At 45.1% G+C, this 15,560-nt stretch carries 14 protein-coding genes and 1 other RNA gene; 1 reads left to right on the top strand and 14 read right to left on the bottom strand.

The window, feature by feature from the left end:
• Positions 1-4: 4 nt before the first annotated feature.
• From lptE to uvrB, 3 genes are read right to left on the bottom strand one after another with little or no spacing between them, the layout of a single operon-like run.
• Entirely contained in the window at positions 5-520 is a 516-nt protein-coding gene (lptE, locus tag U9Q77_00465) for an LPS assembly lipoprotein LptE (protein ID MEA3285833.1), read from the bottom strand.
• Entirely contained in the window at positions 504-1,730 is a 1,227-nt protein-coding gene (locus U9Q77_00460) for a sigma-54 dependent transcriptional regulator (protein ID MEA3285832.1), read from the bottom strand. Before U9Q77_00460 ends, lptE begins: the two co-directional genes overlap by 17 nt.
• Position 1,731: 1 nt before the next feature.
• Entirely contained in the window at positions 1,732-3,723 is a 1,992-nt protein-coding gene (gene uvrB / locus U9Q77_00455; protein MEA3285831.1) for an excinuclease ABC subunit UvrB, read from the bottom strand.
• A 297-nt stretch (positions 3,724-4,020) separates the two neighbouring features.
• Between uvrB and U9Q77_00450 the strand changes: the two genes are divergently transcribed.
• The gene (locus U9Q77_00450) at positions 4,021-5,820 is read left to right on the top strand and encodes an SLC13 family permease (GenBank protein MEA3285830.1); all 1,800 of its coding nucleotides are present in this window, start codon (positions 4,021-4,023) and stop codon (positions 5,818-5,820) included.
• 406 nt (positions 5,821-6,226) lie between these two features.
• On the opposite strand, the gene U9Q77_00445 is transcribed toward U9Q77_00450, so the two are convergent.
• The 11 genes from U9Q77_00445 to U9Q77_00395 all read right to left on the bottom strand — a co-directional run bounded on the left by U9Q77_00445 (position 6,227) and on the right by U9Q77_00395 (position 15,447).
• The gene (locus U9Q77_00445; protein MEA3285829.1) at positions 6,227-6,859 is read right to left on the bottom strand and encodes a RecX family transcriptional regulator; all 633 of its coding nucleotides are present in this window, start codon (positions 6,857-6,859) and stop codon (positions 6,227-6,229) included.
• An 83-nt stretch (positions 6,860-6,942) separates the two neighbouring features.
• Complete coding sequence (gene recA / locus U9Q77_00440) at positions 6,943-7,980, bottom strand: recombinase RecA (GenBank protein MEA3285828.1); 1,038 nt, start codon at positions 7,978-7,980, stop codon at positions 6,943-6,945.
• Positions 7,977-8,555: an RNA 2',3'-cyclic phosphodiesterase gene (gene thpR, locus U9Q77_00435; protein MEA3285827.1), complete on the bottom strand. Its 579-nt coding sequence runs from the start codon at positions 8,553-8,555 to the stop codon at positions 7,977-7,979. Before thpR ends, recA begins: the two co-directional genes overlap by 4 nt.
• On the bottom strand, positions 8,552-9,802 hold the full coding sequence (locus U9Q77_00430; protein MEA3285826.1) for a competence/damage-inducible protein A: 1,251 nt from the start codon (positions 9,800-9,802) through the stop codon (positions 8,552-8,554). Before U9Q77_00430 ends, thpR begins: the two co-directional genes overlap by 4 nt.
• On the bottom strand, positions 9,799-10,254 hold the full coding sequence (locus tag U9Q77_00425; GenBank protein ID MEA3285825.1) for a phosphatidylglycerophosphatase A: 456 nt from the start codon (positions 10,252-10,254) through the stop codon (positions 9,799-9,801). Before U9Q77_00425 ends, U9Q77_00430 begins: the two co-directional genes overlap by 4 nt.
• Positions 10,251-10,844 carry a CDP-diacylglycerol--glycerol-3-phosphate 3-phosphatidyltransferase gene (gene pgsA / locus U9Q77_00420; protein ID MEA3285824.1) on the bottom strand — a complete coding sequence of 198 codons (594 nt, stop codon included), beginning with the start codon at positions 10,842-10,844 and terminating at the stop codon, positions 10,251-10,253. The genes U9Q77_00425 and pgsA overlap by 4 nt, the downstream gene beginning before the upstream one ends.
• Positions 10,841-11,437: a recombination mediator RecR gene (gene recR / locus U9Q77_00415; GenBank protein MEA3285823.1), complete on the bottom strand. Its 597-nt coding sequence runs from the start codon at positions 11,435-11,437 to the stop codon at positions 10,841-10,843. Before recR ends, pgsA begins: the two co-directional genes overlap by 4 nt.
• On the bottom strand, positions 11,434-11,769 hold the full coding sequence (locus U9Q77_00410; GenBank protein ID MEA3285822.1) for a YbaB/EbfC family nucleoid-associated protein: 336 nt from the start codon (positions 11,767-11,769) through the stop codon (positions 11,434-11,436). Before U9Q77_00410 ends, recR begins: the two co-directional genes overlap by 4 nt.
• A gap of 73 nt (positions 11,770-11,842) precedes the next feature.
• Positions 11,843-13,636: a DNA polymerase III subunit gamma/tau gene (dnaX, locus tag U9Q77_00405; GenBank protein MEA3285821.1), complete on the bottom strand. Its 1,794-nt coding sequence runs from the start codon at positions 13,634-13,636 to the stop codon at positions 11,843-11,845.
• A 217-nt stretch (positions 13,637-13,853) separates the two neighbouring features.
• An RNA gene (gene ffs, locus U9Q77_00400) (signal recognition particle sRNA small type) lies at positions 13,854-13,949 on the bottom strand.
• 190 nt (positions 13,950-14,139) lie between these two features.
• Complete coding sequence (locus U9Q77_00395; GenBank protein ID MEA3285820.1) at positions 14,140-15,447, bottom strand: M18 family aminopeptidase; 1,308 nt, start codon at positions 15,445-15,447, stop codon at positions 14,140-14,142.
• Positions 15,448-15,560: the final 113 nt, after the last annotated feature.

Raw genomic sequence — 15,560 nt, 5'->3', positions numbered from 1 at the left:
GATCTTACCATTCTTCTGTCATTGATTCAACAATAAGATCGATCAATTTCTCGATCGCCTCATCATACGCATCTTCTCTTTCAAGTTTTTCAGCATCACTTCGGTTGGCATTTTCATCCTCACTGAAGTAAGTTCCAAAAACTGTATAATTCTTTTTAAATAGCTGTGAATCCCTTACGAGATCATACCAGATAACCTCGCCCCGAAACTCAAGTCGGTAGTCTAAAATATTTTCGTTCTCATCAAAACTATTTGGCTTATCTGCGATACTATTAATCTTCCCTTCAATTCTTGAATCGGGGGACTCTTTTGCAGAAAACGGCAATAGCTGTTCATTCAATAATCGTTCAGTAAGGGCCTCTTCGATATCTGTTTCCACAGCAAATTCGGTGGTCAAATTCTTGAATGTGACCAACTCCAGATCATGGAGATGATCAGGGATACTCCCTTTGAATGAATATATACCACAATTGGCCAGCAGAAACAGAACCGATAGAAACCAACTAACTCTCTTTAGCAATACCATATTCCTTGATCTTTCTATACAGTGTCCGTTCAGCCATTTCCAGAGCCTGGGCGGTTTTACGCTTGTTAAAATTGAATCTCTGCAAACTCTTCAGGATCAATTCTTTTTCTACCTGAGCAGCGGTCAAGTTACCCAGCATTTGAGGATTTAAAATAAGCTGATTCTCAGAATCACCTATTTCCTGAGAGTGCTCACCCTGTAATACTTCAAGCGCCGGCTGGTACTCATCCTTTGAACTTTCACCAGACGGTCTCCGTTGCAGGCTATGGGCAATGACCTCCTTCATTTCTGCGATCTCACGTCTGAGCATGAATAATTGCTGCAGGATCAGCTCGCGCTCTGCCTGGTTCACGCTGCGATCAAGTTTTACCGGTAATAGCGGATTTAGTTCAGCGGGACTAGAGTCGGCATTCAAGTAGCGGTAGATCACATCGGTCTTGATCACACCACCCTTTTCAAGAATGACCAGGCTCTCGATAAAATTCTTTAATTCTCTGATATTGCCAGGCCAGCGATGTTGAATCATCGCCCGATAAGCACCTTCAGAAAAGCCTTTGAACAATATCTGATTCCGAATGGCACAATCATGGGCAAACTTATCGGCCAAAATTGGAATATCCTCCTTACGTTCGTTAAGCGAAGGCACGTTGATCGTAATGGCTTTCAAGCGATAATAAAGATCCTTTCGAAAAGTACCTGCTTCAACCTCCTTTTCCAGGTTTCGATTTGAGGCTGCTACTATCCGAACATCCACCTTCATACTGGTCGATGATCCAACCGGTAAAAATTCACCCTGCTCCAGTACTCTCAGTAATTTTACCTGGGTTTCCAGGGGGGTTTCACCGATCTCATCTAAAAATATGGTACCACCATTTGCTGATTGGAAATAGCCCTTGCGATCACTCGCTGCACCAGTGAAAGAACCTTTTTTATGGCCAAATAGCTCACTTTCGATAATGCCGGCTGGTATGGCACCGCAATTCACGATAATGAAAGGTTTGTGAGCACGTCTGCTATGCTTATGTAAAGCCATGGCCACCAGTTCTTTACCAGAACCACTGTCACCAGCTATCAAAACCGATATCTCAGTTGGTGCAACCTGCTCAATGGTTGCCAGCATACTCCGTACACCGGCTGATTTCCCCAGAATACCAAAGCGTTTCTGCAGGTTGTTGTCTTGATGTTCCTCAAAATACATATTCATTTTAGCGTTTCATCTCAAGCTTAAGTTTTTTGATCTCATCTCTGATCATGGCAGCCTTTTCAAAGTCCAGGCTCTCTGCTGCTCGAAGCATATCCTGACGCATGAGATCCAGCAGCTCACCGGATTCATAATCAGTGTCATATTTCTTCAGACTTTCGCGAATTGCATCCTCTTTCCCCTGCATGGCATCCGCCACACTGGTGATCCCCATGATCTCTTCTCTGGTCTTATAAATAGTTTCGGGGACAATGCCATGGGCTTCATTGTAGGCGACTTGTCGTTCGCGTCTATCATTAGTGGTCTCAATGAGATACTGCATGCTGGCTGTCATTTTATCGGCATAGAGGATAACTTTCCCCCGGGCATGTCGGGCAGCACGACCAGCGATCTGCATCAAGGATGTTTTGCTTCTGAGAAAGCCTTCCTTATCAGCATCGATGATGGCGACCAGTGAGACCTCCGGTAAATCCAGTCCTTCTCTAAGCAGGTTTATACCCACCAAGACATCAAATTCACCAAGTCGCAGATCACGGAGAATGGAGATCCGCTTGATACTATCGATCTCTGAATGCAGATAGCGCACCCGTAAGTGGTAATTCGTGAGATAGTCTGTCAGATCTTCCGACATGCGCTTGGTGAGGGTCACGATCAATACCCGCTCCTGCCGGTCAACCCGCTGATTGATTTCTTCCATGAGATCATCTATCTGGCCTTCGCTGGAACGCACGTCGATCTCTGGATCCAACAAACCAGTGGGTCGAATGACCTGATCAACAACAACACCTTCAGATTTCTCCAGTTCATAGTCAGAGGGAGTGGCGGTAGTAAAGATAACCTGATGCATGAGAGATTCGAATTCAGGCAGTTTCAGAGGCCGGTTATCCATGGCCGAAGGCAGCCTGAAGCCATACTCCACCAGAGTTCGTTTGCGAGACTGATCCCCATTGTACATGCCTCTAAACTGTGGCAGGGTTACATGGGATTCATCGATGATCAGTAGAAAATCATCTGGAAAGAAATCCAGGAGAGTAAAGGGACGATCGCCTGGTTTTCGCCCGGTCAGATGCCGACTGTAATTCTCAATACCCGAACAGTGTCCCACCTCTCGCAGCATCTCAATATCAAACTTAGTGCGTTGCTCAATCCGTTGAGCCTCAAGGAGTTGTCCGCTTTTCCTAAAGATGGCTACCTGCTCCTGAAGTTCAGCTTCGATGCTGTCCAGGGCCTTGTGAATGTGGGTATCTGTTGTGACAAAGTGCCGGGCGGGATAGATGACGCAGACATCATCCTCAGACATCACTTCACCGGTGAGCGGATCAATGGTCATGATATCGGTGACATCGTTGCCCCAGAATTCGATTCGAATGGCATATTCGTGATAGGCTGGAAAGATCTCCAATACATCCCCCCTCACTCGAAATTTACCCCGCATGAAATTCACATCATTGCGTTCGTAATAGATATCAACCAGCTTACGCATGATGTCACGCTGATTGTAGCTGGATCCCTTGTTGATGATAACCAGTGATTTTTTGTATTCAGCCGGGTCTCCCAAGCCATAGATACAGGAAACAGAAGCCACAACGACCACGTCCCTGCGGGAAAGCAAAGCACTGGTGGCTTTCAGTCGCAGCTTATCGATCTCCTCATTCATGGACATATCTTTTTCAATAAATGTGTCGGTAACCGGCAAATACGCTTCCGGTTGATAATAGTCATAGTAGGAAATAAAATATTCTACAGCATTCTCAGGAAAAAAGCCTTTGAACTCACCATAGAGCTGAGCTGCAAGGGTTTTATTATGGGAAACGATGAGGGTTGGTTTGCTGACCTGCTGGATCACATTGGCTACCGTATAGGTTTTACCGCTACCGGTGACGCCCAGCAGTGTTTGGAAGGGAGTTCCATCCTGAATCCCCTTCACCAGCTCATTGATCGCTTCAGGTTGGTCTCCCAAGGGAGAATAATCAGTTTTTAGTTTAAATTCTGCCATATTGACGTAAAATATTCAGATATGACAGAGAATCAATAAAGAAGAGGTCCCCAATCCAATAAATATAAATGGCCTGCACAACTAGCCTAAATAATTCATAGCCACTAAGTCACCAAGACACAAAGTTAAATAAAATATATGCTTATCAAAAATTATCACTCACAGATGCAAATAATACTGTTTAAAATAACCTTGTTCATAACTTTAATAATTTTCGTGACTTAGTGTCTTCGTGGCAATAATTCATGAATAATGCAGGCTAGGATTTTAGTCAACCTTCCATTTGCATTTATGGTATTGAATTCTAAAATAGTGCCTATGCCAGAGACCCAGACGCTATTGTTCTTCATGATCCTCTTTATTTCTTTGATCGCTTTCATCAGGGAGTGGTTTCCTATTGAAGTCACTTCTTTGCTGGTCTTGGCCGCCCTGCTGCTTAGCGGGTTGGTTGATAAGAATGAAGCCATCGCCGGTTTCTCAAATAAAGCCGTGATTACCATTGGGGCAATGTTCGTTCTCAGCCATGCTTTCACCAAAACCGGCTTTATTCGAGTGTTTACTGTCTGGCTCGAAGAGAATGGACGGGGTCGTAACTGGGCGGTGACCTCCCTCTTTTTACTGGCAGTCAGCATTTTCTCGGCATTTATCAACAATACAGCTACCGTGGCTATCCTGATACCAGTCGCAACTGAACTTTCGCATCGCTTGAAGGTCAGTGTATCCAAGATCATGATTCCCCTATCATACGCTGCCATTGTAGGTGGCACTTGTACTGTTATTGGAACTTCCACGAACCTGATTGTAAATGATATCGCTACAGATGCCGGCTTCTATATTGGTGTTTTTGAATTGAGTAAACTGGGAGTGATCCTGGTGGCAGTTACGACGGCTTATATTCTCCTTGCCCAGCGCTGGATCCTGCCATCCCGAGTACCGGTTTCCGGTCTAACGCAGAAGTATCACATGGGAACCTACCTTACTGAAGTCAAACTCACCGAAGAATCTCCTCTGGTTGACAAAAAATTCTTGGAGTTGAATCTCGGGGCAACCTATGAACTCACCGTGTTGGAAATAATTCGAGGTGTTAAGCATATCACTACCAATTTGCGAAATATCATACTCAAACCTGATGACATCATGCTGGTTCAATGCTCCGTTGATAAACTTCAGCAGTTTCGATCTGAACAAAAAGTACTGCTGCTAACCGATGTCAAAATGAACGATAGCGAACTGGCTAACAATGAGAACATCCTGGTAGAGGCCATGGTATCACCTAATTCACGTCTGGCTGGTGCATCCCTCATGGAAATTGATTTTCGTCGTCGTTATGGCCTGTTCGTACTGGCAGTTCGCCATTACCGTGAGATCGTCAGAAAAAAGATCGGTCACATCAAATTAAGACAATTCGATACCCTGCTGATTTTCGGATCCCGGACCCGCATGTCTGCCTTGAATACTGATCCAAATTTCATCATGTTGGACGAACTTGACTGCACGCTGCACAAAATCAAATACTGGTGGCTTGCTGTTTCGATCATTCCCATCGTGGTGGGTCTAGCTGCTTTAAATATTATGTCCATTATGGAGGCCAGTCTGTTGGGTGCTATTGTGGTAATGGCCACTGGGATCGTCCCTGCTCAAGAAGCCTACAAATCTATCAACTGGTCTGTTATCTTCCTGATCGCCGCTTTAATCCCCCTGGGGGCTGCCATGCAAACCATTGGATTGGCTGATCGAATCGGTGGGTTGATAACCTCAGCTAGTGGCAATTTTGGTGATATAGGTCTGATTGCCATTCTCTTTTTTGTGACCATGATCATGACCTCTTTCCTATCTCACACAGCCACAGCCATCATCATGACCCCATTAGCCATCGAATCCGCCGGAATACTGGGCTTGTCTACCATGCCTTTCATCATGACCATCATGTTTGCCGCCTCCCTGTCCTTTATGACCCCAAATGGCTATCAGACCAACACCATGGTATTTACTCCTGGTAACTATCGGTATATGGATTTCATGAAGGCCGGTATTCCACTGCACATCATTCTGGGGATCGTAGGTGTGATCCTGATACCCATTATCTGGCCGTTGTAGAAAATAATTATGGTTCATTATAATAATGCGTACCTGGATACAATCATTGAGATTGGGGGTCAATAACATATTCTGGGGTATAAAGGTATAAGGGTTATAGAGGCTGTGTGGAAACTTCATTGCAATGGAATAATTGCTTGCTAATATTACCTTTAGCAATCTACGTATAGTGCTGTTAATAATGACACTTACCCCAGGCTTCAGCCTGGGGGTTATAAAAACATTAAAAAAGGAGGGCTTTAGCCCAACAATACTGGGCTAAAGCCCTAGGAAATAGTAGGTTATCATACCCCCAAGCTAAAGCATGGGGTAAGTGTTGTCCCTATTTTCACACAGCCTCTATACCCTTATATCCCCAATATCCTCGTCTCCAGGTACGCATTATGGCGATGAGCCATAATTATTTTTAAATGTCGTCAGTAAATTCAATCTGAGACAGAGCCAAAGTGATGGAAGAACTTTCGAAACCCCTGCGTTGCAGGAAAGTCCATAGGCGTTTTTTATCCTTGAATGTTGGATGCGTTAGATATTTCACTTTTCGCTGGATCTGCTCGGCAGCCATTTGATCAAAATCATAGTCCTGGCGAATGATCTCAAGCTCATCCTCAATGATATTTTTACCAATTCTTTTGGAAAATAATTCATTCCGCAAACGGTTTGGACCCCAACCTTTCAATTTTACCCGATCACGGATAAAGAGCCGGGCAAACCTGGAATCGTTGAGATAATTTTTATCCTTAAGGCGCTTGACCAGGTCATCTTCAAGATCTGAATAACCTTTTTTGAATAACCATTGCATAACTTCAAACTCACAGCGTTCCCGGTATGCGATGAAATTCAACAGCCCGGTATAGGCCAGCTCCACTCGGTCATCATTCTCAAGATTATGCTGCAATTCAGCGGTGTAAGGGTCACCGGTCTTCAGGTCATATTTGATAACCAGAGAACCATCAACACCGATCTCGAATTTGCCATCGACAAACAGATTGAAACGGTGTTGCAGTTTTTTTTGTTGGGTGATTGCGGTGATTCTAGACATAAAAGTTGTCGCAATGGTAACGAACTTCAACAGTAACCCACGACTAGAGTCGTGGGCTTCTGATCATCAGGTAAAGATATTAATTATGCTTCCGTGTTGTCATTTTCAGGTTCATCCATGCCCAGGAACTGGCGGACCTCACCGGTTAATTTCTGGAACAGATCAGAGTTATCAATAAAGAATTTTTTCACATTCTCTTTACCCTGTCCCAGGCGATCCTCGCCATAACTGAACCAGGAACCACTTTTCTGGACCAGATTTGCTTTTAATGCCAGATCGAGAACATCACCCTCGAATGAGAACCCCTGACCAAACATGATATCCAGCTCAGTCTCCCGGAATGGTGGGGCCATTTTATTCTTAACGACCTTAACCCGTACTCGATTACCAATATTATCTTGTCCATCCTTTAGCGCACCGATGCGACGAATATCCATCCGTACCGTTGCGTAGAATTTGAGAGCTCTACCACCTGTGGTCGTCTCAGGACTCCCAAACATGACCCCTATCTTCTCGCGGATCTGATTGATGAAAATAACTGAGGTATTCGATTTAGAAACTGCCCCAGTCAGTTTTCGCAGAGCCTGGGACATAAGACGGGCGTGGAGACCCATGTGACTGTCACCCATTTCGCCTTCCAGCTCGGCTCTGGGCACAAGGGCAGCCACAGAATCGATGACAATTACATCCAACGCGTTGCTGCGAACAAGGGTTTCAGTGATCTCCAGAGCCTGTTCACCTGAATCTGGTTGAGAAATGAGTAAGTTCTTAATATCCACACCTAATTGACCGGCATATTTAGGATCCAGGGCATGTTCTGCATCAACAAAAGCAGCATAGCCACCATTTTTTTGGGCATTGGCTACGATATGCAAAGCCAGGGTCGTTTTCCCTGATGATTCCGGGCCGTAGATCTCAATAATCCGTCCCCGTGGAACACCACCAACGCCCAAAGCAGCATCCAGTGACAAAGCCCCAGTAGAGATGGCATCTACATACTTGTTGATCTGATCTTCACCCAATCGCATGACCGCACCAGCTCCAAATTGTCGTTCAATTTGTGAAACTGCCAGTTCGATGGCTTTGTCTTTATCAGTTGATTTGTTCTGAGCCGCACTCATCTCTGGTCTCCCGTGTTAAATTTAAAAGTTTGTATTTCCTCATAGATCGCACCTGCAGCAGTCAAAGTGCTCTTAACCCACTTCAACTCCCGGATCTCGAAATCTATTTCACGGACTTCTTCTGCTAGGAAGTCATGAATAAATGTACTTTTGCGTGAGATTGTTTTAACGCGACCGAGCGTAATATGGGGTTGAAACTTGCGATAATCAATAGGATATCCAAGTTGTTTCAAATGATCATTCAGTCTGTTTTTAAAGGATATCAGAGTATCATCATAGGGCGCGGAACCAACCCAGAGTACCCGCGGGTCATTGGCGTGCGGGAAAATCCCGGTATCTGTTATTCCAATGTCGATAGCTGAAAATGAGCCAACCAATGCTTCAAGTCCCCGAGCTTGTTCCTCGATCAACTCTGGATTCGTATCACCCAGGAAGTTCAAGGTAATGTGAATATTGGCTCGCTTGACCCAGTTGATCTGATCCTGGGGATCTTTGATCTGATCCGCAAGTGTAAATAAATAGCCTCGTAATTCCCTGGGCAGCGGCAAAGCCAGAAATGTGCGAATCGGGTTCATGTGATCTGCCCTTGAATAAATAATCGCAACAGGTTTAGTGCTGCTTTAGCACTCATCTCTTTATTCATAATCCTATTCTTACCGAATTGAAACCTGCGGATAAACTGGTTATCTGCATCTGCAACCCCAATGTAAACGGTTCCAACCGGCTTTTCATCGCTTCCACCAGTTGGCCCGGCCACCCCTGATACAGCAATGGCATAGTCAGATCCACTTTTTACAAGCGTTCCTGCCAGCATTTCTGAGACGGTTGCTTCGCTCACCGCGCCGTGATCGATGAGGGTCTGTTCCTGGACATCCAACATGGACATCTTGGTCTCATTGGCGTAGGTCACAAATCCGGTTTTAAAATAGTCGCTGCTCCCACCTATATCTGTGATCTGACTGGCGATCAGACCGCCAGTACAGGACTCTGCTGTGGCCACAGTAGCCTTCTGTTTTAAAAGAAGACCTCCTACCACAGAACCAAGATTATCTCCATCACGACCATAGATCTGCTGGGGAAGCAATGCTTTTATTTTTTCATAAATAGAATCCAGCTTCGAGCTGCTATTTGTTGAGGGTTTTGAATCAAAAGAGATCCGAATGCTGACCTCGCCCTGTTTTGGTAAATAGGCGATCTTGCTTCCTGCATATTCATCGAAGACAGGCTTGGTGATCTCATACAATGTTGATTCTGGGATACCGATGGTGTGAATATCCATAAGTTCGGTTTGAGCCCCGGTCATTTTGCTCAAAATTGGAATGATATGCTCAGTGGTGATGACTCTCATCTCACCAGGAACTCCAGGCATAACAAAGAGGTGTTTCCCGAAGTGCTTAAAATACATTCCCTGAGCAGTACCTCTGGAATTGTGCAATAATTCTGCATTTTCCGGGTATTCGGCCTGTGAGGTGTTGATCTGGGCGAATTTGAATCCTCGTCTGGCAAAGCGTTCCTTCATCTTTTCCAGCAGATCAGGATACATTTTTAAGCTGACATCAAAATATTCGCAGAGAACCATCTTGGTAATATCATCATGGGTTGGACCCAGACCGCCTGTCAGCGTGAGAATATCAGTTTCCTGGAATCCCCAGTCCAAGGCAGCGATAATATCTTCTTTCACATCACCTATGATGAGCTTTTTACTCACCGGGATACCGATCTGGTTCAATTGTTGAGAGATAAAGGCATTATTAGAATCAATGGTTTTACCAGATAGAAGTTCATCTCCAATGGAGATGGTAATGGCGTTGAGCTGGGTCATAGAACGGCTGCAGTCCCCTGGATCAATAAAAAGGCCAGCATGCCAGCACACACATCATCCAACATAATGCCCCATCCCCCAGGATATTTTTGCACTTTATCGATGAGCCATGGCTTCCAGATGTCAAATATTCTAAAAAGGATAAAAGCCGCAAGCCAATAACCCCAGTGATTCGGGATCGCCAATAAAGCGATCCACTGGCCAACCACCTCATCAATAACAATCTCACCAGGATCTTCAATTCCCATGGCTCCTGCAACCAGATTGGAAGCTGCAATACCCAGGCCTGCAAGGATGACGATAAACAAGAGAGTAAGAAAAATATTATCAGTTACGGTACTGGTCCAAAAATATGCCAGTGGGAGTGTGACAAGTGATCCATAGGTACCTGGCGCCCCTGGAATCCGACCTACATAACCAACTGAGGTAAAAGCCCGCAGTAAAGGGATCATCCATTTTCCTTGAAGAGGGACCTGAGGAATTTCTTGTTGATCCAAAGGTAATCAAATCCAGTATAGGCTGTAACCAGTCCAGTTATGATAAAGATAGTCCCTGTAACAAACCATTCTTCCAACCAGGACACTAAACTATCCAGCACCTCAAAATGCCCCATGAGAATGAATACCAGACCCACATACATGGAAATATACTGAAATGTAGTTTTAACTTTCGCCAATTGGCTGGTGTTCATGGACGCACCATTGGCTAACATGCCCCAGCGCAACAAAGTGACCGCCATATCTCGCAAGATTACCACGGCAGTGATCCAGATCGGCATGATACCAATAATATTCAATGCAATGAAAGTGCTGTTTACCAGAATCTTATCAGCCAGGGGATCCATAAACTTACCGAATTCGCTCACTACTTGTAGTTTGCGAGCCAGCATACCGTCAAAATAATCTGTAAGCGAGGCGATAAGGAACAGGAACACGGCCACCAGATGAATAGTGAACCCATCAAATCCGATGAGAAACCATACAATTAATGGGGTGACGACTATGCGAAAAATGGTCAGGATATTTGGTATATTTTGTATCATTTCATTTCATGCCTATCTTCTAATGCTCTTCCTAAAGTAACGCCATCAATATACTCCAGATCACCACCACTGGGAATCCCTCTTGCCAGTCGCGTGATCTTTATCTCACGATCCTGCAGTAACTTGGTCAGGTATAAGGAGGTGGTTTCACCTTCCACACTGGGATTCATGGCAATGATAATCTCTGCTACTGCATTCACGCGATCCATAAGGCTTTTAATAAACAACTGATCGGGACCAACTCCATCCAGCGGTGATAAAACACCACCTAATATGTGATATTTACCATTAAAACGGCTGGTTTCCTCAATAGCCATAACATCTTTGGAGTCTTCGACCACACAAAGAATAGATCCATCACGGCGAGTATCCTGACAAACCGGACAGGGATCAGCTTCTGTGATCAGATTACAGATCGAACAATGCTGAAGTTTATCATTGCTTTGAATGATCACTTCACCCAGTTGTTGGACATCTTCACGATTCCATTCCAGCAGTTGGAAAGCCATGCGTTGCGCTGTCTTTTTACCAATTCCCGGAAAACGCGAGAATTGCTGGGTTATGCGATCCAGGCTGTCTGGAATAATTTTCATCCAAGCCCGGGAATGTTTAGACCACCCATGCCACCCATCATACCACCGGTAACCTGACCCATACGTGAGCTAGCCGCATCCTGGGCATTGGTAAGGGCTTGATTAACAGCTGCCAATACCAGATCTTCAACCATATCTACATCATCCTCCAGAACATCCGGTTCGATCTTGATCGATAGGATCTGTATTTTTGCATTGGCTCTCACCTTCACCATACCGCCTCCGGCTGAGCCGTCAACTTCGATGGAGGCCAGTTCTTCCTGAGCCTTTTCCATATCTTTTTGCATCTTTTGAGCTTGTTTTAACAGATTGCCCATTCCGCCTTTTGGCATCATTGGAGTTTTCTCCTATTTAAAAAAACAATTATTATTCTCATGACATTGCATGCTGCATCATTTTCAGTTATTAATCATCAATGATCTCACCATCAAATATATCCAGAAGGTGCTGCGATGTAGGATGGGCCAGTAACTCATCTTCTTTACGCTCTTTTGGTTTGTGACCATTCTGTTCGACCAGTTTGATGACCATTCTGGTTCGGAAGAGCTCACTGGCTATATCCTGAATTGTATTGATGGTTTTGTTCAGGGTTTGAATGTGGTATCTCTGTTCAGGCGCAAAGGCGATAGTCAGGCAACCCTGTTCAAATACTGTCGGTGATCCCTCACTCATGAAGGCACTGGTAGAGCGTCCTGCTTTTCCCAGTCTTTCAACAAAGGTATCCCATCCCTTAACTATGGTTTCCAGAGAGATCGTTTCATCAGGCTTCGTACCCTCCAACCCAGTTGAATCACTGGCCGGTGCAGTATGCTTAGAAATATTTTCGGCTGGTTCAGAATGAACTACCAGCGCAGGAGTGACCTGGCTCTTTTCAGTTTTTTCCTCGACTTGAGGTAGAGGTGTTGAAGCAGCTTCCTCGACCGGTTTAATCTGAGGTGTTTGTTCCTGTGTATCAGGTTTTGATGGGACGGGTTTGATCTTGGGCTTGGCTGTTTGAGTGATCTTTTCAGGTTCCGGCAGCTTAACGGGCTTTGGTTTTGGAATATCTCTGGATAGAGGCAGTGTTGTCCCATTGAGTACAGCATCCAGATCCAGAGCCCGGGTACTTCGGGCGAGTTTTAACAGCATAAGTTCAACAGAAACAATCTGATTACTCACAAATCGCTGGTCTCGAAGCGTTTCCAGAACCAGGGTCTGCATTCTGATCAGGTCTCTCTCCTCAAAATAACCAGCCTGTTCCTCGTAAGCTGCGACATCAGAGTCAGCAACATCAAGAAATGATGTGATCCCGGCCACTTTTACCACTAAAAGGTTCCTGATATGATCACTAAGCCCTTGCAAAAACTCCGTAATGCTAATGCCACGTGAAAAAAGCAGGTTGGACTGAGTGATCACATTTTCCGATGACTGACTGGCAATATGATGTATGATATCAAAGTAGATCGTAACATCCAGAACCCCCAGCACGCGTCTGACCAATTCCAATGAAGCTTCATCCTCAGCAAAGGCTGATACTTGATCAAGCAAGCTGAGTGAATCACGTAGACTGCCTGCTGCTTTACGAGCGATGAGGGCTAACCCATCGTTTGAAATGGATATCCCTTCGCGTTCGCTGATCATCTTCAGTCTGGCAACCATGGTTTCAGTCGAGATCATTCTAAAATCATAGCGTTGGCATCTGGATAGAATGGTCAGGGGTACTTTTTGAGGCTCTGTAGTGGCAAAAATAAAGAGCACTTGCGGGGGTGGCTCCTCCAGAGTCTTCAACAAGGCATTGAAGGCTTCCTTGGTGAGCATGTGCACTTCATCGATGATATAAACCCGATAATTTGAGTTGGCAGGCGGATATTTAACGACTTCTCGCAACTCCCTGATAGCATCGATCCCGCGGGTAGAGGCACCATCCACTTCGAACACATCCAGACTGCGACCAGAAGTGATTTCAATACAATGGTTACACTCATTACAAGGATTTCCATCATTTGGGTTCTCACAATTTATGGCCTTGGCCAGGATTCTGGCTGAGGTGGTTTTACCTACTCCCCGGGGTCCGGTAAAGATGTACCCATTAGCCAAACGTTGACGCTGTAAGGCATTGCGCAGTGTGCGCGAAACATGTTCCTGACCAACAACATCCTCAAAGGTCTGTGGTCTGTATTTCAGGGAAGAAACAATATATTTTGATTCTTGATCAGGCACGGCACGCGACTTTCAGGTTTTTTCGCTCTCGTTCCGATACGCTTGTCGGGACTTCGTCGTCAACCCTGTCACATCGACCCGTGCGGGCATACTTGACAGGCGACATCTCAAGCTCTTTAGAGCGAAGACTGTGTTTGAATGGGTCCCGGGATTGAGATCCACCTTAGTGGGATACCTGCGGGAATCCATTTATTAAATTCTGATCTTGAAGATGCGCGTGCTTCAGGGAAATCCAGCACACAATCACTAAGCTTACCGCTGCTTCCTTCCGGATCTGACGGGGTTGGGCCCGTGTTCATTGCAGGGCCTGAAAGCACAACGCATCTTCAAGATCAGTAATGTCTTTATTCTATTCTAAAAAAAGCGAAATAATGTATCAATTATTGGTGGTGATGGAAGTCCGATTTATGGCTATTATCAAACTGTGTATGTCCATAATACATCATGTAGAGACGCAATGCATTGCGTCTCTACGATATGCGATCAATTAAAATGTAGCATCTTTAAACCGAATAAAGTTCCGTTTTAGTAAAAAACTGCTGCATGATCTTGAACATCATTTCATGATCCGCAGCACCGGCAGTTTCGCGAATTGAGTGCATTGACAACATGGCATTTCCGGCATCTACTACGGGAATTCCCAACCCACTCTCGGTGATGGGTCCAATAGTTGACCCGCAAGGCAGATCGGTCTTATGGATGTAATGTTGAACCGGGACATTCACATCTTCAGCCAATTGCTCAAATACGGCTGCTGTTATGGCACTGGTGGCATAGCGATGGTTGGCATTGACCTTGATCACGGGTCCCTGATTCATTTTCACTGAATGTTGTGGATCATGGAATTTCGCATAGTTCGGGTGTACAGCGTGGGCTCCATCAGCAGAGATACAAAGACTGTTTGCCAATCCCCTTTGCAAGGCATGCCGTGTATCATCTGTATCCACCACCCGGTGAATAATATCCCGGATAAAGGCAGATGCTGCCCCATTCTGCGTCGCACTTCCGATCTCTTCATTGTCAAATAACGCGATCATAGTGGTCTGGGGACTTATGAATTCTTTTTTGGTAAGCGCCTGAATGGCCGTATGGCACATGGTCAGGTTATCTATTCGTCCACTTACCAACAATTCTTCATGCAGTCCGCTTAACTGGGCTTTTTGAGTGTCATAGCACTCCAACTGCCAGTTGACAATGGCCTCTGACTTTATCCCAAGCTCTTCCGCGAGCAGGGTGTGTATCAGATTTTCATCGGCTGGAGTCCCTGAAACACTTTCAAGTGCAAGAATAGGTGGCATGTGATCTTGTTTGTTTAGTAATAATCCCTTTTCATTGACTTCACGATTCAGATGTATGGCCAATTGAGGAACGCGTAACAAGACCCTGTCAGATCGAAAGGGAGTGACCTTTAGTTGTCCGTTATCTTTAATAACAACTCGCCCGGCCAGTGAAAGATCACGATCTGTCCAACTGGCCAATAGTGGACCACCATAAACCTCGACTCCCAATTGCAGATAACCCGAATTACTATACTGGGCATGCGGCTTTAAGTGCAGACCCGGGGAATCCGTGTGGGCACCAATCAAGCGTACACCAGGTTGATCACCATTCCCCATTTGCCAGGCCAACAGGGCACTTTCGCCCCTGATCACATAGTATTTTCCCGAAGAGCTTAGATCCCAGGCATCTTTTTCGAAAAGCTGAATAAAACCTTTTGCCTTCAATTCTTTTTCAGCCGATATCACAGCATGATACGCCGTTACGCTCTGGTCAAGATATTTTATCAGATCTGAGATGATTTGTGTCGGCATGGGTGCTCCTTTATAGTATTCTTGTTTAAGAGATTCATTCTTGTGGCCATTTCATCCCTTTATAACCTTCTCATTTGCTTAACTCGGATCATTTATTTTTAGTGAACTATGAA

This window comes from Candidatus Neomarinimicrobiota bacterium (genome assembly GCA_034716895.1).
In the GTDB taxonomy this organism is placed as follows: Bacteria; Fidelibacterota; UBA8477; order UBA8477; family JABMPR01; genus JABMPR01.
Note: the sequence above shows the minus strand (reverse complement) of the source record. Positions and strands in the feature narration are given on the sequence as shown.